Raw genomic sequence first — 26,313 nt, forward strand, 5'->3', positions numbered from 1 at the left:
TTTCATATTTATAATTTTCTCATTAATTAGTCCATTTTGCACGTGAAATAGCCTTTCGTTTTACAATTGAAATATATGAGTAAAAGGCGTTTAAAAGGATTTCTTTCTTAGAGTAATGACAATCATAAAATGATCTAAATTCTATGAACTGATAAAATTTTTCAAAAGTAAATGTCTTATTTTTCATTTCTAAAAATAAGTATGATTGCCATGTTATACAATGTGTTAAAAAATATATTTGTTCAGGTACAATAATGCCAATAATCGGTTGTCTATTCTTATGTATTAAGCGTGCATTATATAATAACGATAGCGTCGGTTCTAATACATTCTTCTGTTTCCTACATTTAGTTAAATATTCTTGATAAGCTCTATCCGTTAACGCTAAATTTGGTATTTGCTTTAACGGGTAATCTTCTAATAAATGTTCCCATTGAATTTCCCGTCTATAACCGATAAATCTATGTTTATCAATTGATTGTAAACATTCATATCTTATTAACAGTCGCTCTTCAGGATTATAAGTTATAAGTGTTCTTTCTCTATGATTAATGAGTGCTGCTTCGAAATAACTGAGGGTTAATATACCATTCTGATATTTAATTTCTTTACCAATCCAAATTACTTTCATATTCATTACTCGAAATCCTTCACTTCTATCCATTAATAAATCAAAGCTAATAGGTGAATATTGAAATTCGACAACGATATTGTTATTAATCAGTATGTCAGGAATTTGTTCTATCTCTGAAATATAATATTCCATATCTATGTTAACTTTCCCATTTAAGCATGCATAAATATGATGTTTAGATGATATGTGATCAAGAGATTCTTTCTTATAACTATTTCTCAAACAATAACTATCTACTTTATGAGCAAAGTGCGCAACAGTATGTTTCCCTTTCTTGATAACTAGTTCAGATAAACAATCCGGACACCTATAAATTTCATTTGCCTTAGCGTGTTGTGCATATATTAACTGATTATGTTGATTAAGTCCCATTAACATAAAAAAACACCTCTTTACTATATAAAACGTAAAGAGGTGCTAAAATTACTTATTTAATTTTTAGGTTCAAAATATCTTCTCACTTGACCCATAACATTATAACTCATGACAACTTTCGCATAATCATCTAGATATAATTTAGACACTTGAGTTGGATTAGCATATTCAAGTAATTGTCCGTAGAAGTCATTAATAATGTCTTCACTATCTATTTGATCAAATTGTACATAATAATAATATTTGTTATCTAACATGTATAATAAGTCTGTAAATACAATATCTTTATGTTCATTATAATGTGCATATTCAATAATATCTTCTAACTCTTCGAATCTTACAAGTAAGCCAATGTCTTTAGGAACAAAGTGTTTTTCAGCTTCTTTCTCTTCATTCAAGAGATCTCCGATATTCTGATCAGAATCGAGTGCTTGAGATAAGAAATCATTGACTTGATACTCTAATTGTTCATTAGATTCTTCGTCAGTCATATTTAACAGTTCGTCACCTTTAGATTTAGAAACGGTTACTTCAACACCCTTTTCAAATGCATGCACTTGGATCCACAATGGTCCTTCAACGACAAATTCTTCCTCATCATTGATTTCATCCATCATAGACCAGAAAAATTCTTCGCCACGTTTACGATTTGTCCATAAATCTTCACGTTTGAAACCTCTTGCTTCGATATCTTGATAAGTTATAAATAATTTTACCGTTGTTTCATCAATTCGTTCTATTCTCATAATGTCACACTCCCTTACTCTAGGAATAGTACATTCATTGTATTATAAACAAGTACATTTTAACAGTAATTTGTTCGAACTATTCACATTTAATTTTATATACAAAAATAGCCCCTGTAAACAGGAGCTATAATGTTAATATTAGACTAAATTAGTCAACCATACGTTGTGCTTCCATTAATTGGAATGTACGCACTTTTCTTGGTAAGAAACGACGAATTTCATCTTCGTTATAACCAACTTGTAAACGTTTATCATCTAAAATAATAGGTCGACGTAATAAACCTGGGTTGTCTTGTATAATTGTATATAATTCTTGTAGAGGTAATGCATCGATATCTACATTTAATTTTTGATATGTTTTAGAACGAGTTGAAATAATTTCGTCTGTTCCATCTTCTGTCATCTTTAAGATTGATTTAATTTCATCTAATGTTAAGTGTTCTGAAAAAATATTACGCTCCGTATACGGAATGTCATGTTCTTGTAACCATGCTTTCGCTTTACGGCAAGATGTGCAACTTGGTGAAGTAAATAATGTTACCATACATCTCACTCTCCTAATTGAATATTATTTATGTTAAACGTCAGTGAACTTATAAGATAAAATACACTTAATTATATATACCCTATATCTTACTAGGTTAAACATATATTGCTCACTTGGTTTAATCTTTATCTAATTGCTATAAATATATTATATAACTCAAAGATTAAAATTAAATGAGAAACTGCTAATAATTCATTAAAAAGCACATAAATTATAGATGAATATGTTTATGACGACATATTTATCTAATTACAAGAATAACACAACTTACAAATGAATAAAATACTGTTATAATGATATAAAGAAATTTTGTAGAAAAGAGGCAAGGTTAATGGAAACTTTATTTTCAGGTATCCAACCAAGTGGTATCCCTACTTTAGGTAACTACATTGGTGCATTAAAACAATTTAATGAAATTCAACACGACTATGACTGCTTTTTTTGCATTGTAGATCAGCATGCAATTACAGTACCTCAAGATAGACTTAAATTAAGAGAGAACACACGTAAATTAGCTGCGATTTACTTAGCATCTGGATTAGATCCAGAAAAAGTAACACTTTTCATCCAATCAGAAGTACCAGCACATATTCAAGCAGGTTGGATTTTAACAACAATCAGTTCAATTGGTGAACTTGAAAGAATGACGCAATATAAAGATAAAGCACAAAAACAATCTCAAGGTATTCCAGCAGGTCTATTAACTTATCCACCATTAATGGCAGCAGATATTGTACTATATAATACAAATATCGTACCTGTCGGCGATGACCAAAAACAACATATTGAATTAACACGTAATGTCGTTGATCGCTTTAATACGAAATATAATGATGTTTTAATTAAACCAGAAATTCACATGCCTAAGTTTGGCGCTAGAATTATGAGCTTACAAGATCCATCTAAGAAAATGAGTAAGAGTGATGATAATCAAAAGAACTTCATCTCATTATTAGACGAGCCAAACGTTGCAGCTAAGAAAATTAAAAGTGCTGTTACAGATTCTGATGGCATCGTTAAATATGATAAAGAAAACAAACCAGGTATCAGTAACTTGCTCGTTATATACTCTAGCCTATCAGGACAATCAATTGAAGAATTAGAAGCACAATATGCTGATAAAGGATATGGCGATTTCAAAGGAGACTTAGCTGAAGAAGTTAAGAAATTCCTTGTAGAATTCCAAGAAAAATTCAATTATTATTATGAAAACAAAGAAGTATTAGATGAAATACTTGATAAAGGTAGAGATAAAGCAAGTTTCGTAGCCAACAAAACATTGAAAAAGATGGAAAACGCTATAGGATTAGGAAGAAAAAGAAAATAATTATAAAAAGAGATGGTATTGACCATCTCTTTTTTATGCTAGATTATATTTGGTTATCATAACGCACGATATTTCTTAGTCTTCGTGCGTTTCACCCTGATTTTGTACCTTAGCGCACGATATCTCTCAGTCTTCGTGCGTTTCACCCCTATTTTGTACCTTAGCGCACGATATCTCTTAGTCTTCGTGCGTTTCACCCCTATTTTGTACCTTAGCGCACGATATCTCTCAGTCTTCGTGCGTGCCCAACTACCAATTTCATCTCCAACCTATAAAAAGCAGTAGAAACTCACATTTAAGTGAATTTCTACTGCTTCTTTAATGTCTATTTTTCAATATAAGCTTCTTTTAATGTAGAAACGCCTCCGAATTGGTGGTTCACTACATTTTTAACGTTAGGTTTTTGAAGTTGTGCTACACCGACTTGATAAAGTGGTACAATACCCGCTTCATTTAATAACATACCTTCAGCTCTTTGTAATTCTGAAAGTCGTTTGTCAGGGTCGCTTGCTAATGATGAGTCTGCTGCTTTAATAATACTGTCATACTCTTTATTAGACCAGCCAGTATTATTATGAGAACCGTCTGTTACATAAAGTTCTAAGAATGTCATTGGATCTGGATAGTCTGGAATCCAGTTTTCTAGTGACATTTCATATTCACCTTTTGAAACAAGATCAAGTTTTTGTTTAAATGGTTGTTGTTTAATTTTAATTGTAACTCCATCTAAATTTTTCTCTAATTGTTCTTTAAAGTATTCAGCATCTCGTTTAGCTGTGTCTTTATCATAAGTCATCAGCTCAATTGTAAATTTGTCTTTACCTAATGCTTTTTTAGCTTTTTCATAATGTTCTTTTGCTTCTTTAACATTATATTGGTTCGTATTTTTCACGCCATCTTGATATTCTTTACCTTTACTGTCTTTAACAAAGTCTTTCGGTACAAAGTTATCTGTTGGAATAGATCCGTTATTCAAGTTATTTTTCACGTATGCTTCTTTATCAATTGCTTTAGCAAATGCTAATCTAAAGTCTTCATTCTTGAATTCAGGTACTGTATCTTCATTTAATTTGAAGTAATACGTTACAGTATCTAATTCTGTATTAAATGCTTTATCATCTTTATATTTCTTAACTTGTTCTGCTGGTAAATCTACAATATCTAATTTATTCGTTTCATATAAGTTTACAGCTGTTGAAGCTTCTTTAACGACTTTGTAGTTTACTTTGTTTAATTTAACTTTATCTTTATCCCAGTAATCATCATTTTTTTCTAACGTAACTTTATCATCTGTTTTCCATTCAGTCATTTTGAATGGTCCATTATATAAAGTTGTTTTGACTGTTGTACCATACTTGTCACCTTGTTTTTTAACGAATTTTTCATTTTGTGGCATAAATGTACCGAATGACAATAATTCTTTATAGTATGGTAATGATTTCGTTAGTTCAAATTCTAATGTATGATCATCTACGGCTTTAACACCAAGTTCTTCAGGCTTTTTGTCACCTGAATTAATTTCTTCTGCATTTTTAATATCGTATAAGATATATGCATATTCAGATGCAGTATCTGGGTCTACAACTTTTCTCCAAGCAAAGACAAAATCATGTGCCGTTACTGGATCCCCATTTGACCATTTTGCATCATCTCTTAATTTAATCGTCCACTTCTTACCATCGTTCGTAATTTTCGGATCACCTTTTGCTACTGCTGGTATTGCTTTATCATCTTTATCTAATGTGTAGAGACCTTCCATTGTTTGGAAGAACATATCAAATGATAAACCATCTGTTGCCATAGCTGAATCCATCGTGGGTATATCACCATTGATTTGTAAATCTAATGTTTCGTCACTCTTGCCTTTACTTCCGCCACCCGATGAACATGCACTCAATACGAGTACAGCTGCCAACATCATTGTTAAAACTTTAAATATTTTCGACATGTAACTCATCCCCTAAGTTTATATTTAGTTAAACTACCGATTTGTTACTTTTGAACATAAGCATGTTTTAAATCTGTATCTCCACCAAACTTATGTCTTTCAATATCTTTCACATAACTTTGCGTTAATCTTGCATTACCTTGTTGATAAATAGGCACAATAACCGCTTCATCTAACAATAATGATTCAGCATCTTGCATAGCTTCAACACGTTCTTGTTCTTTATCTAACAATTTATCTCCCGCATCATTAATTTTGCTATCATATTCTTTGTTTTTCCAACCAGTTTCATTCATCACATTATCGCTTGTAAATAATTCTAAGAATGTCATAGCATCTGGGTAATCAGGACCCCATCTACCGAATGAAATTTGATAATCCATGTTCGCTTCTAGTTTTAATTTTTGCTTGTAAGGCTGTTGTTTAACTTTAATTGTCACGCCTGGTAAGTTTTGCTCAATTTGCTCTTTAAAGTATTCAGCATCTTTTTTAGCGTTATCTTGGTCATACGTTAATAATTCAAAAGTAAATTCATCTTTACCAAGTTCTTTCTTAGCAGCTTCTAAATGTTTCTTAGCTTCTGCTTTATTGAATTTATTATCTGATTTAACACCTTTAGTATAGTCTTCTCCTTTAGTATCCTTTACGAATTCTGTAGGTACTAATGAGTTTGCTGCTTTAGAACCATTGTTTAAATTACTCTTAACATATTGTTCTCTATCAATTGATTGCGCAATTGCCATTCTTAAATCTTTATTTTTGAATTCAGGTACATCTTTTTGATTCATTCTCATAAAGTAAACTCTTGATTCAAGTTCTGTGTTATAAGCTTTATCTTTTTCATATTTCTTAACATTTTCAGCTGGGATAAGTGCCTCATCTACATCCCCTGCATTATACATGTTTAGAGCTGTTTGAGGTTCTTTAACAACTTTAAAATTCACACTATCTAGTTTCACATTACCTTTATCCCAATATTCTTTGTTCTTAGTTAAAGTATAATTATCTTCTGTCTTCCAGTCAGATAACGTAAATGGTCCATTGTATAGTGTATCTTCAGCAGTTGTACCGTATTTATCGCCTTTTTCTTTTACGAATTTTTCATTTTGCGGTAAAAATGAACCAAATGACAATAATTCTTGGTAATAAGGTAATTCACGATTAAGTTTAATTTCTAATGTCTTATCATCAATCGCTTTAACACCTAATTCTTCAGGTTTCTTGTCACCTTTATTAATATCTTCAGCATTTTCAATATCAAACATAATAAATGCATATTCAGAAGCAGTCTTTGGATCAACTAATTTACGCCAAGCATATACGAAATCATGTGCAGTAACTTCATCTCCATTCGACCACTTTGCATCTCTTAATTCAATCGTCCAAGTCAAACCGTCTTTAGACTTTTTAGGATCACCCTTTGCAATACCCGGAATTGCTTTGTCATTTTTATCTAACTTATACAACCCTTCCATCGTATTATTTAATGCATCAAAAGACACAGCATCAGTTGCTAAAGATGAATCCATTGATGGAATATCCGAAATAGAAATTAATCGTAACTTTTTGCCATCCCCTGCAGAACCGCCACTTTTATCCTTTCCGTTTCCACCACTACATGCCGATAAAAGTAAAATTATCGACAGAAAAACTAAAAAACTCCACCTTGCATGTTTGTTTTTCATAAACATTTCCCCTTATTCAATTTTTGAAAATTCAGTCATTTCTGAACTTTCTTCAATTATAATGTTAATTTGTTTATGTCGCAACATAAGTTATCAAGTTGATAGCAATAATATTTTACAAATTAAAATTAAGAGGAAAACTAGTAATTATTTATACCTATAGTATTTTCAAAAGCCACATCTGGATTTTGAGTATGATTTAATTCTAACCACTTGTCATAGTTTCCTTCATATACGATTTCTCCATGATCTATAAATATGATATGTGGATTTAAATGAACTAAATCTTGTAATTGATGAGTGGCTAATAGACAAATTTTACCTTTATGTATTAATGACTGTAATTTTTCCATTATCATTTTCCTAGATACTGGATCAACACCACTCGTTGGTTCGTCAAATAAGAACAGCTTTCTATCCAAGTTTGAAAAAATCACTGTTAACAGCCATTTAGTTTCTCCAAATGACATCTTCCCTATTTTCATTTTTAATAAATGATCATATTTCTCTTTTTCGATGTTGGATAAACCTTTATAAAAATGATCTTTGAACTTCTTTTTTTCATCCTTAGGAATAATGCCTAAAAATAACTTTATAAGGTCTTCTCCAGTATTATTTGGTGCGTAATAATTATATTGTGTAAGAAATGAAATATCATTCAATTTCGGCATATTGATTTCATCGCATTCTGCTTTTAAATGATTCGTTATACAATCGAATAAAGTTGTTTTACCAGCTCCATTCATACCTATTAATACATTTAATCTGTCTCGTTTTAGATCAAACGAAATATTTGAAAGTACAGCTTTATCACTATTTTTGTATGTATATTTTAAATTTTTTACATAGTACATGTAACTCATCCTTATCTAATAATTTTAGAATTAATATCTAATTTTATAAGTGCATATAAACCAATTACGACATAAAGTACGTAGATTATAGGAATCATCATGCTAAAATGATTAAAACCAAGAACAATCAATTCCCCTAATTTATAAAGGAAATGTAACGGATTAATCCATTCCAATCCAAAGAGTTGCATATTGACAATGTAAAATAATGCAATTGAAAGTATCGTTGAAATAGTAGCGATAGAACTTGCTTTAAAAGGCAATGACGTTACTACTAAGAATATAAATGATATAGGAATGATTAAAAGTATATAAATAAAGGCATATAATAAAATTTTCAAACTAAAGAGTTTAAATAAAGCCATAAATAGAATGGATATAACACTTATGCTTATAGATAAAATTAAGATTTGAGATACTAATATTGCCAATATAAATGGATACTTGGACCCTGCCAACATAACATAACTTTTCAGTGCGCCAACTTCTCTAATATTTGCAATTTCAACTGCAATGCCATTAAGTAATATCAGGATTGTCATAAATGACCAAAATTGAACTAATAATATTTCCTTATCTTCAATAGTCTTGACACTATTTTGATAAACTGAAAAATTAATGATAATCATTAGAATCGGAAAAATTAGCGTCCAAACTAAAGTAATCCTATCTTTCAATATCGATTTTAAATTAAATACAAGAAAAGAATTAAGTTGATTCATAGTTCCCTCCAATTAGCTTTTAAAAGCGTGAATTTTCTGACTTTATTTAGTTTAATTATATATAAAGTCTATTTCAGTATCAATAAAGTGTTAAAAATTTACAAAATAAATAGGGATATAAAATCCATACACAAATGGTTTTTATATCCCTTTTAAATTAATTTATTTAGCGCCTTCTATTTCGACACCTTTTAATGTGTAATCTCCACCGTATTTATGGTTTTGCCAATTTTTAATATATGGTTGTCTCAATCTTGCAGACCCTGTTTGGAATAATGGAGATATGGATGCTGAATCTAAAAATTCTGATTCTGCATCTTGTAATGCTTTAATACGTTTATCGCTATTTTCTGGTTTCAACATTTCATCTGAATTGGCTTCTTCTAATGCTTTATCATATGCTTTGTTAGCATATCCTGTTTGGTTATGCGGTGAATCAGACGTAAATAAATCTAAGAATGTTGTTGGATCTGGATAATCTGGGAACCAACCTGCAAATGAAATATCAAAGTCTTTTTTAGACTCAAGTGCGAGTTTTTGTTTAAATGGTTGTTGTTTAATTTTTAAAGTAACACCAGGTAAATTTTTCTCTACTTGTTCTTTGACAAATTCTCCTGCTTTTTTAGATTCATCTTCATCATACGTTAGCAATTCAATTGTAAATTTATCTTTACCTAAGTCTTTTTTCGCTTGTTCAAGATGTTCTTTTGCTTCTTTTTTATTATAGCTCAGTGACGATTTCACACCTTCTGTATAATCTTTATCATCGCTATCTTTCACAAAGTCTTTAATCATTAATGTATCTAATGGTTTAGATCCATTATTCAACAACGAATTCACATATGATTTCTTATCGATTGATTTCGCAATTGCTTTTCTTAAATCTTCATTTTTTAAATTCTCATTTTTCTCTTTATTAATTCTAAAGAAGTAACTTCCTGATGTTGCTTCAGTAGAAAAATCTTCTCTGTCTTTATATTTTTTTATGTTTTGCGCATCTAAACCAACCATGTCTAACTTACCTGTTTGATACATATTAATGGCTGTTTGCGTATTTTTAACTACTTTAACGTTCACGTCTTGAACTTTGACTTTATCTTTATCCCAATATTCATCGTTCTTTTCAAGCTTCCATTTATCTTCTGGTTTCCACTCTGTTAATTTATATGGTCCATTAGATAATGTTGTCTTAGCTGTTGTTCCAAATTTGTCACCTTGCTTTTTAACAAACTTTTCATTTTGAGGCATGTATGAACCGAATGCTAATAAACTTTCCATCCAAGGCACATCTTTAATGAGTTTAATTTGAAGCGTGTGATCATCAATCGCTTTAACACCTAATTCTTCAGGCTTTTTTTCACCTTGCGTAATGTCTTTTGCATTCTCTATATTTTCAAACATATAGGCAAATTCTGCAGCTGTATCTGGGTCCACTGATCTTTGCCATGCATATACGAAGTCATGTGCAGTTACTGGATCTCCGTTAGACCATTTTGCGTTATCTCTTAATTCAATTGTCCATGTTTTCCCATCGCTAGACTTTTTAGGTTTATCTTTTGCAACGCCTGGTATAGGTTTGTCATTTTTATCTAATACATATAAGCCTTCTAGCGTTTGAGCAAAAGTTGTAAATGAAACTTGGTCAGCTGCTAATGATGGATCCATAGTTGGTATATCATCCCCTGATGATAAATTAAGCTCATTTTTAGATTTGGATTGTTTAATATTACTGCCTTTTTCATCTTTATCATTACTACACGCTGACATAATAAGCATCAATGAGACAACTATCATAAATATGACTTTATACTTTTTCATTTTTAATGCGCCTCCTCATTATTGTGTCAAACATCTTGAATATATAAAGAAAAGCAATCAATGTTTCCATTGATTGCTTTCATTCACTTTTATTTAGCTCCAGCGATTTCTACTTCTTTAAGTGAGTAGTCTCCACCGAATTTATGTGGTTGCCAGTTTTTAACGTAAGGTTGACGTAAACGTGCAACACCTTGTTGGTAAAGTGGCCCAATTGAAGCTGAGTCTAAGAATTTAGTTTCAGCATCTTGTAATAATTTAGTACGTTTTTCACTATTTTCATCTTTTAACATTTCATCAGAATTAGCTTCTTCTAATGCTTTATCGTACTCATCATTTGAATATCCTGTTTGGTTATGTGGACTATTTTTCTTAAATAAATCTAAGAATGTAGTTGAGTCTGGATAGTCAGGACCCCAACCAGCAAATGAAATGTCATAATCGCCTTTAGATTCTAATGCTAATTTTTGTTTGAAAGGTTGTTGTTTGATTTTTAAAGTTACACCTGGTAAGTTTTTCTCAACTTGCTCTTTAACGAACTCAGCTGCTTTTTTAGATTCATCAGCATCATAAGTTAATAACTCGATGTTGAATTTATCTTTACCAGTTGCTTTTTTAGCTTTTTCTAATAATTTCTTAGCTTCCTCTTTGTCATAATTTAATGGAGATTTAACGCCATCGATGTAGTCTTTACCGTCTTCATCTTTAACGAAATCTTTAACCATTAATTTATCTGAAGGAACAGAACCATTATTTAATAATGATTTAACATATTGTTCTTTATCAATAGATTTTGCGAATGCTTTTCTTAAATCTTCATTTGCTAAATCTTTATTCTTAGTTTTGTTAATTCTAAAGAAATAGTTAGAAGAGTTTAATTGAGTAGAGAAGTCTTCTCTATCTTTGTATTTTGTAACGTTTGAAGCATCTAATCCAACAGTATCTAATTTACCAGTTTGGTACATGTTAATAGCTGTTTGTACTTCTTTTACAACTTTATAGTTAACTTCTTTAAGTTTAACTTTGTCTTTATCCCAATATTCTTTGTTTGGTACAAGCTTCCAGTTATCTTCAGTTTTCCATTCTTTCATGATGAATGGACCGTTTGATAATGTAGCATCAGCAGTAGTCCCGAATTTCTTACCTTGCTTCTCAACGAATTTTTCGTTTTGAGGCATGAATGAACCGAAAGCAAATAGACTTTGCATCCACGGAACGTCTTTAATTAATTTAACTTCTAAAGTATGATCATCAATTGCTTTAACACCTAATTCTTCAGGTTTTTTCTTACCTGCAGTGATGTCTTTAGCATTCTCGATGTTTTCAAACATGTATGCATATTCTGCAGCTGTGTCTGGATCAACAGTTCTTTGCCAAGCATAAACGAAGTCATGCGCTGTTACTGGATCACCATTTGACCATTTTGCATTGTCTCTTAATTTGATAGTCCAAGTTTTACCGTCTGCAGATTTTTCAGGATCTGCTTTTGCAACACCTGGTGCAGGATTATCATCTTTATCTAATACATATAATCCTTCTAAAGTTTGGTTAAACGTAAAGAATGATACTTGGTCTGTTGCTAAAGATGAATCCATAGTTGGAATATCTGATGATGAAGATAAGTTTAAGACGTTTTCAGATTTTTCGCTCTTAACGCCGCCTTTACCACCTTCGTCACTTTTAGAACCGCCACCACTACATGCTGCTAACGTTAAAACAGCTGCAACGAGTATTGACAATAAAACCGAAATCTTCTTCCTCATATAGCTTTTCCCCCTTGTTTTCTTTCCCCTGAGTAATCAGAAGAGTTATTATAATTATATTTTAAAAATGCATGAATAACAACAAAAATTCACACAATTTTCAAACAATTGTTAAAATGCGATTAACCTAGATTAAAAAACTATAATTTATGCTTCAGTTAAATCAAAGTCTTTATTATAGTTGGCTTTCTTCTCAGCAAATTCTTTTTCAGAACAATATACAAAGTGATCCGGACCTACTTCTCTTAATTCTAGTTTGTCGTCGTCTTCATATTTATGTATATCTGGATTATATGAAGATCTTGTTCTTGTTCGTTCAGAATCAGGATCTGGTAATGGAATCGCTGATAACAATGATTTAGTATATTCATGTTGAGGATGCTTATAAATTTGGTCAGATGGTCCAAGTTCAACCAATTTACCAAAGTACATTACACCGATTCTATCTGAAATATATTTAACCATTGATAAATCATGCGCGATGAATAAGAACGTAATACCTTTTTCATCTTGTAGCTTTTGCATTAAGTTAACAACTTGTGCTTGAATCGAAACGTCAAGTGCAGAGATAGGTTCATCTGCAATAATGAATTCTGGTTCAACAGCTAGTGCACGCGCAATTCCTAACCTTTGTCTTTGTCCACCAGAGAACTCATGTGGATATCTATTCGCATGCTCTTTATTTAAACCAACTGTTTCAAGTAATTCGTAAACACGTTTTTTTCTTTCTTCTTTACTTGAAACGAGTTTGTGAACATCTAAACCTTCAGCAATAATATCCATAACTTTAAGACGTGGATTTAACGATGCATATGGATCTTGGAAAATCATTTGCATACGACGATTAAATCGTAATAAGTCTTTACGCTTTTTGATATTTTGTATATCAACGTTATCAAAGATGACTTTCCCGTCAGTTGCATCATATAGTTTAATAAGTGTGCGTCCTGTTGTGGATTTACCACAACCAGACTCACCAACTAAACCTAATGTTTCACCTTTAAAGATTTGAAATGAGATGTCATCTACCGCTCTTACCTCATTTTTCTTACCTACGTTGAAATATTGCTTTAAATTTTGAACATCAATCAGTACTTCTTTTTTATCAGCCATTAGAACGTCACCCTTTCTACACGTTTTGGCTTGTCAAATTGATCTGGTGTTGCTTTTTGTTTTAATTTAACAGCTTCTGGTAATTCTACTTTAGGTGCTCTTTCATCTAACAACCATGACTTCACAAAGTGTGTAGGTGAAATTTGGAACCAAGGTGGCTCTTCCTTAAAGTCAATATCTAAGGCATATTCACTACGTCTAGCAAAAGCATCTCCAACAGGTGGCTTGATTAAATCTGGTGGTGTACCAGGTATAGCCAAAAGCTCTGTTTCATGAGATGTTTCTAAACTTGGCATTGATGATAGTAAGCCCCATGTGTATGGATGTTTAGGATTATAGAAAATTTCATCAACAGAACCTGTTTCTACTATTTGTCCACCATACATAACTGCTACTCTATCTGCCACGTTTGCTACCACACCTAAGTCATGTGTAATAAAGATAATAGAAGTATCTATTTTATGTTGTAATTCTTTCATTAATTCTAAGATTTGTGCTTGAATCGTTACGTCTAATGCTGTTGTAGGTTCATCCGCAATTAAGATTTTAGGGTCACAAGCTAATGCTGTCGCAATAACAATCCTTTGTCTTTGACCACCTGAGAATTGGTGAGGATAGTTATTAAACCTTTCTTTTGCTTTCGGTAAACCTACTAAATTTAAAATATCTAATGCGCGCTTTTTCGCATCTTGTTTAGATAATTTTTGATGCTTAATAAGTGGTTCCATGACTTGCTTACCAATTTTCATTGTTGGATTGAGTGAAGTCATAGGATCTTGGAATATCATACCGATCTCTTTACCACGAATTTTCTGCATTTCTTTTTCGCTTAATTTTGCAATATCTTTCCCGTCAAATAAGATAGAACCGTCTTTAATTCTACCTACTTTTCTAGGCAATAAACGTGTTAATGCTTTAGTCGTAACAGATTTACCTGAACCTGATTCACCAACTATTGCAAGTGTTTCCCCTTTATCTAAATAAAAGTCTACACCTCTTACTGCTTGTACTTCCCCCGCGTCAATGTCGAAGGAAACATGTAAGTTATTTACTTCTAATATTCTCTTAGCCATAATTAATTTCCTCCTTATTTACGCATTTTAGGGTCAAACGCATCTCTTAAACCATCACTGAATAAGTAGAAGAATAAGATTAATAAACTTAATACTGTTGCTGGTACGAATAATTCATGTGGGTAAATCAGCAACATTTTTCTACCTGTATCAACTAATGAACCTAGTGATGCTTGTGGTGCTGGAATACCTAATCCAATGAAGCTTAAGAATGCTTCGAAGAAAATTGCACTTGGAACTGTAAACATAGACGTTACAATAATTGGGCCAAGTGTATTCGGTAAAATATGTTTAAAGATTAATTTAAAGTTAGAAACCCCTAATGTTCTAGATGCCATTACGAATTCTTGTTCTTTAATTTTCAAGAATTGTCCACGTACAATACGACTCATACCGAGCCAACCTGTTACAGACATGGCTAAAATAATTGTCCATATAGATGGATCAAATAGTAATACGAATAAAATTACGACGATTAAGTTTGGAATAGAAGAAAGTATTTCTACGATACGTTGTAAAATATCATCTATTCTTCCTCCGAAGTAACCTGATACAGCACCGTAAATGACACCGATAAAGATATCTAGAGCTGCTGCTACAAGACCGATGAATAAGGATACTTGTGTACCTCTCCAAGTACGTGTCCATAAGTCACGTCCAAGTTCATCTGTACCGAACCAGTAATTTTCTTGAACGTTTTGACTTTCATATAAGTCAAAACCATCTCTATCTGTACCATCAAATGGTAAGAACGGAACTTTATCTAATACTGGAATTTTCGGTGGTAAGTTCGCATGTGAAACGTTTTGATCACTAAATTTATGATCATTCATTAATGGTCCTACTAAAGAAATAACTGTCAGTAAGATAAGGAATATTAAACCAACAATCGCTAGTCTATTCCCTACAAGTTGTTTCCAAGCATCTTGCCAGAATGTACGACTTTTTCTTTCGAATTTTTCTTCTACTACTTTATCTCTACCATGTAATACGAAGCTTTCTGCTGGCATACCTTGTGTTGAGTGTGTAACAGAGGCGTTATCATAACCGCTATTATTTAACTTGTTATCATCATTATTAGCCATTATTTTTTACCTCCTTCAACACGGATTCTTGGATCTACTAATCCGTAAAGTACATCAACTAAAAAGATTGAAATAATAAATAAGAAACTGAATAGTAATGTTAAAGCCATAATGACTGGATAGTCATTTGTTTGAATTGATCGAACGAATTGGTCACCTAGACCAGGAACGCCGAATATATTTTCAATTGTCAAAGTACCTGTTAAGATACCTGCTAACATTGGAACTATAATCGTAATGATTGGAATTAATCCATTACGTACTGCATGTCCAAAGATAACACGTGCACTTGACATCCCCTTAGCTCTTGCTAATTCTATGTAATCAGAACTTAGGACCTCAATCATTTCAGAACGAATATAACGAGCAATTGTTGCTGTTACACCTGCTGCTAACGCAATTGATGGTAATACAGCAGTCATAAATCCACTCCAACCTGCTACAGGGAAGATTTGCCATTCAACAGCAAATACATATTGTAGTAGTACAGCTAGAACGAATGATGGAACTGAAATAAATATCACCGATAGGAAGGTAGCCCCATAGTCTACTATTGTGTTTTGCCTGATTGCAGCAACTATACCTAATAATAAACCAGTAATAGTTCCTAAAATCATCGCATATGTACCCATTTCTACAGATGGTCCAAGTCTAGGTTTAATTAAACTCCAAACCTCTCTGTTATCGTATTGGAATGAAATACCAAAATCACCTTTCGCGACATTTTTTAAATAGTTCGCGTATTGTACTGGTACAGGATCATTCAGACCATACTTTTCATTTATAATAACCTTCTGCTCTTCTGATAATTTCTCATCGTTGTACGGTGAACCCGGTAACAATTTCATTAAGAAAAATGTTATCGTCATAATTAAAAACAATGATATGAACATATAAATAATACGTTTCAAAGTATATCTAACCATTGTTTTGCCTCCAATCCCCTTATCGAATTCATATTTCTTTTAATATTCAGAAATATTTATATACATTATACAGAATTTATACAATGTAAATCAACACGAATATTCAGAATTTTGAATATGAAAGTGTTCAAAATAGTAGATTATTTTATTACGATAAAGCGACAACGCGATATCGATATACACTTTATTAGCATAAATATACAACAAATGTTTACTAATTACCTATTTTTTCTAATTTTCAGTCATTTACTATGTAGTCACATACAATAATTATACATAAGTAAAATTACACTTATTTTTTTATTAAGTTCCACAAAACATAAATATTTTTTTCTAATCTGTTATAATACACTTAAATCTAATGATAAGAGGTAGGTAATAATGAAATTTTGGGGTATTTTTACTATAGGTTATATTGGCCTATTCGCTGTCCTTTGTCTTATCTTTTTAAAAGACCTAGATCAAGCAGCTAATATATACTTTTACATCATGACAATTGCTTTTGCAGCTAGTTGGATTGTTGCGATGAAACAAGATGGCGTTGGAGAAGTTTCTAGACAAGCAGTTCGGAAGTTTAATTTTCATATGAAGTCTAAAGCGTCACAAGATTATTTGAAAGACGATGAAATCATGAATCCAAATATGAAAGAACTACATTTAAAAGAAAGAACAATACATAACTGGGTATTACCTTTTGTCGTATTAAGTACATTATTTTTTATTATCTCAATCTTTCTAGGGTTTATCGTTTAATATTTTTTAAAATAAAAAGCAGAAACACCAACTTTCCATTGGTATTTCTGCTTTATTTTTATGATCTATTTTTGATATTTTTTGAAGACTAATACTGCATTATGTCCACCAAAGCCTAAGCTGTTACTCATAGCGTACTCAATATCTAATTTAGCCGCTTCATTAGGCGTATAGTCTAAATCGATTTCTGGATCTGGTGTGTTTGCATTAATTGTCGGAGCGACAATACTATTTTCAATTGATAAAGCCGTTAAGATTGATTCAACTGCACCAGTTGCACCAAGTAAATGACCCATCATTGATTTAGTTGAACTTATTTTTAAGTTCTTAGCTGCATCACCGAAAGTAGATTTAATAGCTAATACTTCATATAAATCACCAATTGGTGTACTTGTACCGTGTGCATTTAAATATTGGATATCTTCTGGATTAATACCAGCATCTTTAATGGCTGCTTGCATTGCACGAGCACCGCCTTCTCCATTTGGAGATGGAGCTGTTATATGGAATGCATCCCCAGTTGATCCATATCCTACAACCTCAGCATAAATATGTGCACCACGTGCTTCAGCTGATTCTAATGATTCTAATACAACTACACCAGCACCTTCACCCATGATAAAGCCATCTCTTCCTTCTTGGAAAGGACGACAAGCTGTATTTTTGTCAGGATTTGTAGATAATGCTTTATTCGCACTGAAACCTGCAATAGCCATTTCTGTTATAGGTGCCTCTGTACCACCAGCTAACATAACATCAGCATCACCACGTTGGATGATTTTAAATGCATCTCCTATAGAGTTTGTACCTGTTGCACAAGCCGTAACTGTACAACCATTTGGTCCTTTAGCGCCTATATCTATAGATACTTGACCAGTTGCCATATCTGGAATCATCATTGGTACGAAGAAAGGACTTACACGTTTTGGACCACGTTTTAAAAGCATATTGTGTGAGTATTCGAATGTTTCCATACCACCAATACCTGAACCAATCCAAACACCTACACGATGACTATTTTCATCTGTAATTTCATATTTAGAATCTTTTAAAGCTTCACGCGCAGCAACAATTGCATATTGCGTGAATCTGTCCATTTTACGAGCATCTTTTTTCGGAATATGATCATCAATATTGAAGTCTTTCAATTCACCCGCTAATTTAGCTGGAAATTCAGAAACATCAATCCTTGTTACTTCGTCTATGCCGTTTTTACCGTTAATTGCATTTTCCCAAGTTGTAGGCACGTCATTTCCTAAAGGATTTAATGTACCTAAACCAGTCATTACAACACGTTTTTTCTCTGTCATTATCCAATTTCCTCCTATTTACCCCAGCGTAACGTTATGGCACCCCAAGTCAGGCCGCCACCAAATCCAACTAGGACTATTGTATCGTTATCTTTTATTTTACCTTGTTCTAATTCATATGCAATACTTAAGGGTATTGAAGCTGCAGATGTATTCCCGTATCTATCTACAGTTACACTCATCTTCTCTTTAGAAATACCTAATCTTTCACGAGCAGATTCCATAATTCTAATATTCGCTTGATGTGGTACAAACATATCGATGTCATCTGATTGTAGACCTGCTTTTTCTACTGCTTTAGTAGAAGCTTCACCCATAATTCTAACTGCAAACTTAAAGACTTCTCGTCCATTCATTTGGATTGTATTAGCATCCATATCTTGATATAGGTGTGGTCCACCATTACCATCTGAACCAAGCTCAACACTTAGTATACCTTTACCTTCTGATACTTCGCCAATGATAGCTGCGCCAGCACCATCTCCAAATAATATAGCTGTACTTCTGTCATTCATATCTGTAATTTTCGTTAGTTTATCAGCACCAACTACTAATACATTTTTATAAAGACCAGATTGTACAAATTGTTGTGCAGTTACTATACCATAAATAAAACCAGTACATGCAGCAAGTTGATCCATAGAAGGTACTTTATTTAAACCTAATCTTTTCTGTAACGTTGTAGCTACAGTTGGAAATGGTTTATCCCCTGTTGACGTTGCTACGATAATCATTTCGATTTCTTCTTTATCTAGACCTGAATCTTCAATCGCTCTTACCGCAGCTTCGTATGCCAAATCACTTGTATCTTCAGTATCATCAGCAAAACGTCTTTCTTTTATACCTGTCATTTTTGTAATCCATTCATCTGATGTATCTAAATAACTTTCAAAATGTTCATTTTTTACCACGCGTTTAGGCGCATATGCACCAAAACCTTTTATACCAATATCCATTATATTGACACCTTCTTATAATCTGTTGTTATTATCAGGTACTAATTTAACATACTTATACCATTATACACAAGCACAGACTCACTTTTAAAAATATTTAAATCGTTTTCATCATATAAGGTATACAATTTATAAAAAGTTAATTATAATGAATGATATGACATTAACAGTTACGGAGGATAAAAAATGCAATACATCTTAACTTTTATATGGGCATTCTTATTATCACAAATGATAAACTTTGTTTTACATAGTTTAGGCGGTTCAGATGAAGCGCTAAATTTTGTTAGTCCAACTATTTATGCAATCATTTTTACAGTTGTTATTATTCTTTTAGATGCATTAGTTGGTAAATCTTCTTCTGACAAACAAAGTACACAACATTCATAAAAAAATCCCGTCAATTATGAGGCGGGATTTTTTGTTTATATTAGACCATATGATTTTTAGGTTATATTCATGGTGTGAATGTGGGCGTTGCGAACACTTCTCGACAAACTTGTTCATAACGAGGGCGTTGCGAACACTTCTTACCAAACTTGTTTATAACGAGGGCGTTGTGAACACTTCTTACCAAACTTGTTCATAACGGGGGCGTTAGTTACAAAACTCGGTTAAACTGTAACTAAGAGCGGCTATAATTACAAAACTCGGCCGAAGTGTTACTAAGGATACCCATAGTTACAAATCTCGGCCGAAGTGTTACTAAGACACTCGTTATTTGCACTTCTAATCAAAACTGCTAATAACGACCTCAGTATTTGCACTTCTAACCGAAACTGCTAATAACGCACCCAGTATTTGCACTTCTAACCGAAACTGCTAATAACGCACCCACTATTTGCACTTCTAATCAAAACTGCTAATAACGATACCAGTATTTGCACTTCTTACCAAAACTGCTAATAACGTACCCAGTATTTGCACTTCTAACCGAAACTGCTAATAACAACCTCAGTATTTGCACTTCTCACCTAACTTGCTAATTACTACCTTTTACACATAACCAAAAAAATCCCGCCAATTACATGACGGGATTCATTATTATGCATTTACTTCAAATTTAACTTCACCATCTACTAAGTGTACGTTTACTATTGTACCTTCTTTTAATTCTTGACCGATCATTAATCTTGCTAATGGTGTTTCAATTTGTCTTTGTACAAATCGTTTTAATGGTCTTGCACCAAATTGTGGTTCATATGCTTCTTCAGCTATCCACTCTTTCACATCTTGGTCTACACTCACTTTGATGTGTTGATCTACTAATCGAATGTTTAAGTTTGTAATAATATGATCTACGATATGACTCATATCTTTAATAGATAATGGTTTGAATAGTACGATATCGTCCATTCTGTTTAATATTTCTGGTTTAAAGTAAGCATGTAAGCTGTCGTCTACTTGTTTTTTAGCTGATTCTTCAATTTCACCATTTTCAGTAACACCATCTAATAAATATTGTGAACCAATATTACTTGTCATAATGATAATTGTATTTTTAAAATCAACACTGCGACCTTTTGCATCTGTTAATCTACCTTCATCTAATAATTGAAGTAATACGTTAAACACATCATTGTGTGCTTTTTCAATTTCATCTAATAAAATAACTGAATATGGTTGTCTTCTAACCGCTTCTGTTAATTGGCCACCTTCTTCATAACCTACATAACCTGGAGGCGCACCAATTAAACGTGCAACAGAGTGTTTTTCCATATATTCACTCATATCAATTCTGATCATATGTTTTTCAGAATCAAATAATGTTGCTGCTAATGTCTTAGCTAATTCAGTTTTACCGACACCAGTAGGACCTAAGAATAAGAAACTACCAATTGGTCTATTTGGGTCTTTAATACCTGCTCTTGCTCTTACAACAGCATCTGACACTAGATCTACTGCTTCATCTTGACCGACAACTCTTTCATGTAGAATGTCTGAAAGTTTAAGTAATTTTTCTCTTTCAGTTTCAACAAGTCTTGATACTGGAATACCTGTCCATTGACTGACGATATAACCAATTTCTTCATCTGTTACAACTTCTCTTATAAGTCGGTCATGATCAGAGCCTGTTTCTTCAGCAAATGCTTCTTCTAATTCTTTTAATTCTGCTTCTATTTGTGGAATCTTGCCGTGTTTAAGTTCTGCTGCTTTAGCTAAATCATATTGATTTTCTGCATTTTCAAGCGCTTGTTTACTTTCATCTAATTCTGCTCTTTTATCTTGTAATGATTTGATTTGTTCTTTCTCTTGTTCAACTTTACTTTGTAATTGTTGTTGTTTTTCTTTTTCATCGGCTAATTCTTTTTGTAATTCTTCTAGACGAATTTGACTGCTTTGGTCAGATTCTGATTTAAGTGCATTTTCTTCAATTTCTAACTGCATGACACGTCTATTTACAGCATCTAATTCAGTTGGATTAGAACCCATTTCTGTACGTATTGTTGCACAAGCTTGGTCTACTAAATCTATCGCTTTATCTGGTAAGAATCTATCTGTAATATATCTATCTGATAATTCAGTTGCTGCTACTAACGCTCTATCTTGAATACGAACACCATGGTGTACTTCATATCTTTCTTTCAAACCTCTTAAAATTGATATAGTATCTTCTAAGTCAGGTTCTTTAACATTTACTTTTTGGAAACGTCTTTCTAATGCTGAGTCTTTTTCAATGTATTGACGATATTCATTTAAAGTTGTTGCACCGATACAGTGTAACTCACCTCGTGCTAACATTGGTTTAAGCATGTTACCTGCATCCATTGCACCGTCTGTTTTACCTGCACCAACTAGCATATGAATTTCATCAATGAATAATAAAATTCTTCCTTCAGATTCTTTAACTTCTTTTAAGACTGCTTTTAATCTTTCTTCAAATTCACCGCGGAATTTGGCACCAGCAACCAATGCTGATAAATCTAATTCAAAAATTGTTTTATCTAATAGTGATTCAGGAACATCTCTTTTAACAATTCGTTGAGCAAGTCCTTCTACAATGGCTGTTTTACCAACACCAGGCTCACCTATTAATACTGGGTTATTTTTAGTTTTTCTACTTAATATACGAATCGTATTACGAATTTCCTCATCTCTACCGATTACAGGATCCATTTTCCCTTTTCGAACTTCTTCGACTAAATCTCTACCGTATTTAGATAATGCTTCATATTGTACTTCAGGATTTTGTGATGTCACACGATTCCCTCCTCTTATTTTATTAATAATTTCATTAACGACTTCTTTTTTGTTACCTACAATATCGATTGTTGTTTGGTCAACTTCGATAGCTGCTTTTAAGATATGCTCCATAGACATATAGTCATCTTGCATTTCTTCTTTAATTTTATCTGCTTTATTAAATAATTCATTAAGCTTTGGCGAAATATATTGTCCATATTGGACGTTATCACCTTTAACTACAGAATATTGTTTTAACTTTTGTTCATATTTATCTTTTAAAATTTCTGTATCAATATTTGCTCTTTCTAGCGTTCTTTTATAAATACTTTCATCTTCATTTAATGCTGCAAGTAATACAGCTTCTATTTCAATATTTTGTAGTTGATATGATTGTGATAATTGTTGTGCTTGTTCAATTGCACTTTGTACGGAATATGTCATCTGATTAATATCCAAATGTATCACCTCTTTAAATTTTCAACGGTCAATAGTTTGACTATCTTTGACCTTAATTTGATTATATACCTTTTGACCTTCTTTGACAAATATAAAGCACCAAAATTACAAACCTTTTTTATGACATTTTATGGTAAACTATAATTGAAATCATAAGGGGAAGTGATCTTTTGCAAACTACATATACAGAAGCAACTTCAATTATTGAGTATATTATTCAACATGGTCAACGACACCATTTTGATGCCCACCATTATATATACCATACTGGAGACTTATGTAATCATATTTATGTAATTGTAGAGGGAAAAGTCATTACACATCGCGTAATGGAAGACGGGAAAGAATTTAATACTAAACTATTAGGCAGACATAGTATTTTCGGTTCGACAACATTATTTTGTGGAAGAAAGACACATAGCCTTTCAGCAAGAGTAAAAGAAGCAGCTGTCGTATTTAGTATTCCTAAAGTACAATTCGAAGAAGCCATTTTAAACGATGAAGTACTTAAATATGAATGGTTACTGTGGGTACAAAATGAAAACGAAAAAAATGAATATCAAATTAGAGATGTCTACACACTTGGAAAAACGGGTGCATTCTATTCAATATTGATTAAATTAGCAAATACTTATGGCATACAAGATGGTAATAACATTTTGATAAATGTAGATTTAACCAATCATGAATTAGCTAATTTTTGTAATGTAACAAGAGAAAGTGTTAACCGTATGTTGAGTAATTTAAAGAAAGAGAAAATCGTCTCCATCAATCATAAGAAAATCACCATACACGACTTAGATTATTTAAAGAGAGCCATCAATTGCGAAAATTGTCCTTTATCCATATGTAGGATAGAATAAGACAACTATAAACAACAAAAGCAGTAGAGCTGCATGTTCTAAACATGATGCTCTACTGCTTTTTGATTACTTTTAGCTTACACCTAATGCAATTTTAGCGTAACGTGACATTTTGTCTTTGCCCCAAGGTGGATTCCAGACAATGTTAACTTCTGTTTCTTTAATTTCAGGTAATTCTGCTAATGCAGTTTTAACCTGATCTATAATTTGTGGCCCCATTGGACAACCCATAGAAGTTAAAGTCATTTCTACTGTGCATAATCCTTCGTCGTCTAAGTCAACGTTATATACAAGACCTAAGTTAACTATGTCAATTCCTAGTTCAGGGTCAATTACATTCTCAAGTGCACCGATAATACTATCTTTCATTGCTTCTTCCATATTTTCACCTCATTCTAAAAGTTACTATATATAATATATCAAATTTAAAGCATGGGTTAAAGAAAATGATATGATATTATTGTATGTATCATAAAGAAAAATGGTAAGGAGTTATCGATATGGAAAAACATTTAATTTGTTTAGATTTAGATGGCACATTATTAAACGATGAAAAGCGCATCTCACCTTTTACTAAAAAAGTATTACAGTATTTAAAAAAATCCGGTCATGAAATTATGATTTCAACTGGTAGACCATATCGAGCAAGTGTGGATTATTACAATGCAATGAATATGAATACCCCTATCATTAATTTCAATGGTGCTTATATTCATCATCCAACAGATAATAGGTTCCCAACGAAACATGAACAATTTGATACGCGTATCGCATACAAAATTTATAAAGATATTAGTCAACTTGATATTAAAAATATTATTGCTGAAGTTAAAGACCAAGTGTATATCAACAACTATGATCAATCATTATTTGAAGGTTTCAGCATGGGCAATCCTGAAATAAAATATGGAGAACTTGATCAATTACTTCCTGAATCTCCTACGAGTCTATTAATTCAAGCAGAAGAAAGTGAGATTCCACGAATTAAAAGACATTTAAATAAGCACTATGCTGAATTTATAGAACATCGTCGTTGGGGCGCTCCATTTCCTGTTATTGAAATTGTTAAAAAGGGTATTAACAAAGGTAAAGCGGTAAAATATGTCGCTGAATATTTAGATATAGATTTTGATAATATTATTGCTTTTGGTGATGAAGATAATGATTTTGAAATGATTCAATTTGCCAATTATGGTATCGCAATGGGAAATGCTATTCCAGAACTTAAAGAAATTGCAACAGAAGTTACAGACACTAATAATAATGATGGTATCGGAAAATACTTAAACAAACATTTTGACTTAAATATGTAAGGGGATTTTTACATGAAAATGATCGTGGATAGTGGTTCAGATTTAACGTTATCACAAATTGAAGAAAAAGGATTTTACTTCTTACCTTTCGGAATTGTCATTGATGATCAAAATAAAGTTGATCAATATGAAATCTCAAACGAAGAAGTATTAGCAGCAATTAAAAACAATAAACATCCAAAGACGAATCAAGCTACTATGGAACAAATGACAAAAGTATTTACTGAAGTTGCAGAAAAGAAAGAACAAGCTATTTACTTAGCTTTTAGTAGTGCTTTAAGTGGGACATATCAAACAGCTTGTTTAGTTAAAGAACAAGTGAAAGAAACATACCCAGACCTTGATTTAACAATATATGACACATTAAGTGCATCAATGGGATGCGGTAAATTAATTCTCGATGTACAAGATAAAATTGAACAGTCCTATACTTTTGAAGAGCTTGATGCTTATATTAAAGAGCGAATTGATAAAATTAGACATCTATTTACAGTTAAAGATTTAAACTATTTAGCTAGTGGTGGCAGACTTTCTAAAGGACAAGCATTTTTAGGTAATTTATTAAATATTAAGCCACTCCTTCATGTTGAAGAAGGTAAACTTGTTCCGATTGAGAAGCATCGAGGTTCTAAAAAATTATGGCATGCCATTATAGATAAGATGAAAAAAGAAAATAGTGATTACTCTGATGACATTATTTATATGACACATGCTGATGATATTGAAGAAGCAGAAAAAATTAAAGCACTGATACAATCAAATCTTTCACCTAAAGATGTTGTCATTTCAAATATTGGTCCAGTTATATGTTCACACACTGGTAGTGGCACAGTCGCCATATTCTATTATAAGGAGTGATG

23 protein-coding genes are annotated in these 26,313 nt (G+C 32.2%); 6 read left to right on the forward strand and 17 right to left on the reverse strand.

Annotated features, from left to right (window positions below; genetic code table 11):
- Positions 1-22: 22 nt before the first annotated feature.
- The 3 genes from LQ622_RS03080 to spxA all read right to left on the reverse strand — a co-directional run bounded on the left by LQ622_RS03080 (position 23) and on the right by spxA (position 2,302).
- Complete coding sequence (locus tag LQ622_RS03080; RefSeq protein WP_159315232.1) at positions 23-1,012, reverse strand: competence protein CoiA; 990 nt, start codon at positions 1,010-1,012, stop codon at positions 23-25.
- Positions 1,013-1,065: 53 nt separating this feature from the next.
- Positions 1,066-1,755 carry an adaptor protein MecA gene (mecA, locus tag LQ622_RS03085; protein ID WP_025905672.1) on the reverse strand — a complete coding sequence of 230 codons (690 nt, stop codon included), beginning with the start codon at positions 1,753-1,755 and terminating at the stop codon, positions 1,066-1,068.
- A 151-nt stretch (positions 1,756-1,906) separates the two neighbouring features.
- Positions 1,907-2,302, reverse strand: a complete 396-nt coding sequence (gene spxA, locus LQ622_RS03090; RefSeq protein ID WP_025905673.1) for a transcriptional regulator SpxA — start codon at positions 2,300-2,302, stop codon at positions 1,907-1,909.
- A 334-nt stretch (positions 2,303-2,636) separates the two neighbouring features.
- On the opposite strand from spxA, the gene trpS reads away from it, so the two are divergent.
- Positions 2,637-3,632, forward strand: a complete 996-nt coding sequence (gene trpS, locus LQ622_RS03095) for a tryptophan--tRNA ligase (RefSeq protein WP_037588881.1) — start codon at positions 2,637-2,639, stop codon at positions 3,630-3,632.
- A 325-nt stretch (positions 3,633-3,957) separates the two neighbouring features.
- On the opposite strand, the gene LQ622_RS03100 is transcribed toward trpS, so the two are convergent.
- The 10 genes from LQ622_RS03100 to opp3b all read right to left on the reverse strand — a co-directional run bounded on the left by LQ622_RS03100 (position 3,958) and on the right by opp3b (position 16,616).
- Complete coding sequence (locus LQ622_RS03100; protein WP_025905675.1) at positions 3,958-5,580, reverse strand: peptide ABC transporter substrate-binding protein; 1,623 nt, start codon at positions 5,578-5,580, stop codon at positions 3,958-3,960.
- Positions 5,581-5,624: 44 nt separating this feature from the next.
- Entirely contained in the window at positions 5,625-7,265 is a 1,641-nt protein-coding gene (locus tag LQ622_RS03105; RefSeq protein ID WP_159315233.1) for a peptide ABC transporter substrate-binding protein, read from the reverse strand.
- Positions 7,266-7,405: 140 nt separating this feature from the next.
- Positions 7,406-8,119, reverse strand: coding sequence for an ATP-binding cassette domain-containing protein (locus tag LQ622_RS03110; RefSeq protein ID WP_159315234.1), 714 nt, complete (start codon positions 8,117-8,119; stop codon positions 7,406-7,408).
- A gap of 11 nt (positions 8,120-8,130) precedes the next feature.
- Positions 8,131-8,841, reverse strand: coding sequence for a hypothetical protein (locus LQ622_RS03115; RefSeq protein WP_204258326.1), 711 nt, complete (start codon positions 8,839-8,841; stop codon positions 8,131-8,133).
- A 162-nt stretch (positions 8,842-9,003) separates the two neighbouring features.
- Positions 9,004-10,659: a peptide ABC transporter substrate-binding protein gene (locus tag LQ622_RS03120; RefSeq protein ID WP_159315236.1), complete on the reverse strand. Its 1,656-nt coding sequence runs from the start codon at positions 10,657-10,659 to the stop codon at positions 9,004-9,006.
- 89 nt (positions 10,660-10,748) lie between these two features.
- Positions 10,749-12,419: a peptide ABC transporter substrate-binding protein gene (locus tag LQ622_RS03125; RefSeq protein ID WP_037588875.1), complete on the reverse strand. Its 1,671-nt coding sequence runs from the start codon at positions 12,417-12,419 to the stop codon at positions 10,749-10,751.
- Positions 12,420-12,566: 147 nt separating this feature from the next.
- Positions 12,567-13,532 (reverse strand): ABC transporter ATP-binding protein, encoded by a 966-nt coding sequence (locus LQ622_RS03130; protein ID WP_025905681.1) that lies wholly within the window; start codon positions 13,530-13,532, stop codon positions 12,567-12,569.
- A complete protein-coding gene (locus LQ622_RS03135; RefSeq protein WP_037588873.1) occupies positions 13,532-14,605 on the reverse strand; it encodes an ABC transporter ATP-binding protein in 1,074 nt (357 codons plus the stop codon). The genes LQ622_RS03130 and LQ622_RS03135 overlap by 1 nt, the downstream gene beginning before the upstream one ends.
- Positions 14,606-14,619: 14 nt before the next feature.
- A complete protein-coding gene (opp3C, locus tag LQ622_RS03140; protein WP_037588872.1) occupies positions 14,620-15,690 on the reverse strand; it encodes an oligopeptide ABC transporter permease in 1,071 nt (356 codons plus the stop codon).
- Entirely contained in the window at positions 15,690-16,616 is a 927-nt protein-coding gene (gene opp3b / locus LQ622_RS03145) for an oligopeptide ABC transporter permease (RefSeq protein ID WP_025905684.1), read from the reverse strand. Before opp3b ends, opp3C begins: the two co-directional genes overlap by 1 nt.
- Before the next feature lie 381 nt (positions 16,617-16,997).
- On the opposite strand from opp3b, the gene LQ622_RS03150 reads away from it, so the two are divergent.
- A complete protein-coding gene (locus LQ622_RS03150) occupies positions 16,998-17,369 on the forward strand; it encodes a DUF3899 domain-containing protein (RefSeq protein ID WP_025905685.1) in 372 nt (123 codons plus the stop codon).
- Between the two features lie 65 nt (positions 17,370-17,434).
- Here LQ622_RS03150 and fabF read toward each other — a convergent pair whose 3' ends face one another.
- Together fabF and LQ622_RS03160 are read right to left on the reverse strand one after the other, a co-directional pair.
- Positions 17,435-18,679, reverse strand: a complete 1,245-nt coding sequence (fabF, locus tag LQ622_RS03155; protein WP_239762374.1) for a beta-ketoacyl-ACP synthase II — start codon at positions 18,677-18,679, stop codon at positions 17,435-17,437.
- Between the two features lie 14 nt (positions 18,680-18,693).
- Positions 18,694-19,635: a beta-ketoacyl-ACP synthase III gene (locus tag LQ622_RS03160; RefSeq protein ID WP_037588870.1), complete on the reverse strand. Its 942-nt coding sequence runs from the start codon at positions 19,633-19,635 to the stop codon at positions 18,694-18,696.
- 186 nt (positions 19,636-19,821) lie between these two features.
- Here LQ622_RS03160 and LQ622_RS03165 point away from each other — a divergent pair, with 186 nt between their 5' ends.
- Positions 19,822-20,025: a YjzD family protein gene (locus LQ622_RS03165; protein WP_025905688.1), complete on the forward strand. Its 204-nt coding sequence runs from the start codon at positions 19,822-19,824 to the stop codon at positions 20,023-20,025.
- Positions 20,026-20,679: 654 nt separating this feature from the next.
- Here the strand turns inward: LQ622_RS03165 and clpB are convergent.
- On the reverse strand, positions 20,680-23,277 hold the full coding sequence (gene clpB, locus LQ622_RS03170; protein WP_025905689.1) for an ATP-dependent chaperone ClpB: 2,598 nt from the start codon (positions 23,275-23,277) through the stop codon (positions 20,680-20,682).
- A 170-nt stretch (positions 23,278-23,447) separates the two neighbouring features.
- Between clpB and LQ622_RS03175 the strand changes: the two genes are divergently transcribed.
- A complete protein-coding gene (locus LQ622_RS03175; RefSeq protein WP_159315239.1) occupies positions 23,448-24,140 on the forward strand; it encodes a Crp/Fnr family transcriptional regulator in 693 nt (230 codons plus the stop codon).
- Positions 24,141-24,212: 72 nt separating this feature from the next.
- Here the strand turns inward: LQ622_RS03175 and LQ622_RS03180 are convergent, their stop codons facing one another.
- Positions 24,213-24,521 (reverse strand): metal-sulfur cluster assembly factor, encoded by a 309-nt coding sequence (locus tag LQ622_RS03180; protein WP_037588867.1) that lies wholly within the window; start codon positions 24,519-24,521, stop codon positions 24,213-24,215.
- Between the two features lie 119 nt (positions 24,522-24,640).
- Between LQ622_RS03180 and LQ622_RS03185 the strand changes: the two genes are divergently transcribed.
- Together LQ622_RS03185 and LQ622_RS03190 are read left to right on the forward strand one after the other, a co-directional pair.
- Positions 24,641-25,453: a Cof-type HAD-IIB family hydrolase gene (locus LQ622_RS03185; protein WP_037588866.1), complete on the forward strand. Its 813-nt coding sequence runs from the start codon at positions 24,641-24,643 to the stop codon at positions 25,451-25,453.
- Between the two features lie 12 nt (positions 25,454-25,465).
- Complete coding sequence (locus LQ622_RS03190; RefSeq protein ID WP_025905694.1) at positions 25,466-26,311, forward strand: DegV family protein; 846 nt, start codon at positions 25,466-25,468, stop codon at positions 26,309-26,311.
- Positions 26,312-26,313 lie beyond the last annotated feature (2 nt).

The sequence above is a fragment of the Mammaliicoccus sp. N-M50 genome (genome assembly GCF_022386995.1).
Classification (GTDB): domain Bacteria; phylum Bacillota; class Bacilli; order Staphylococcales; family Staphylococcaceae; genus Mammaliicoccus; species Mammaliicoccus sciuri_A.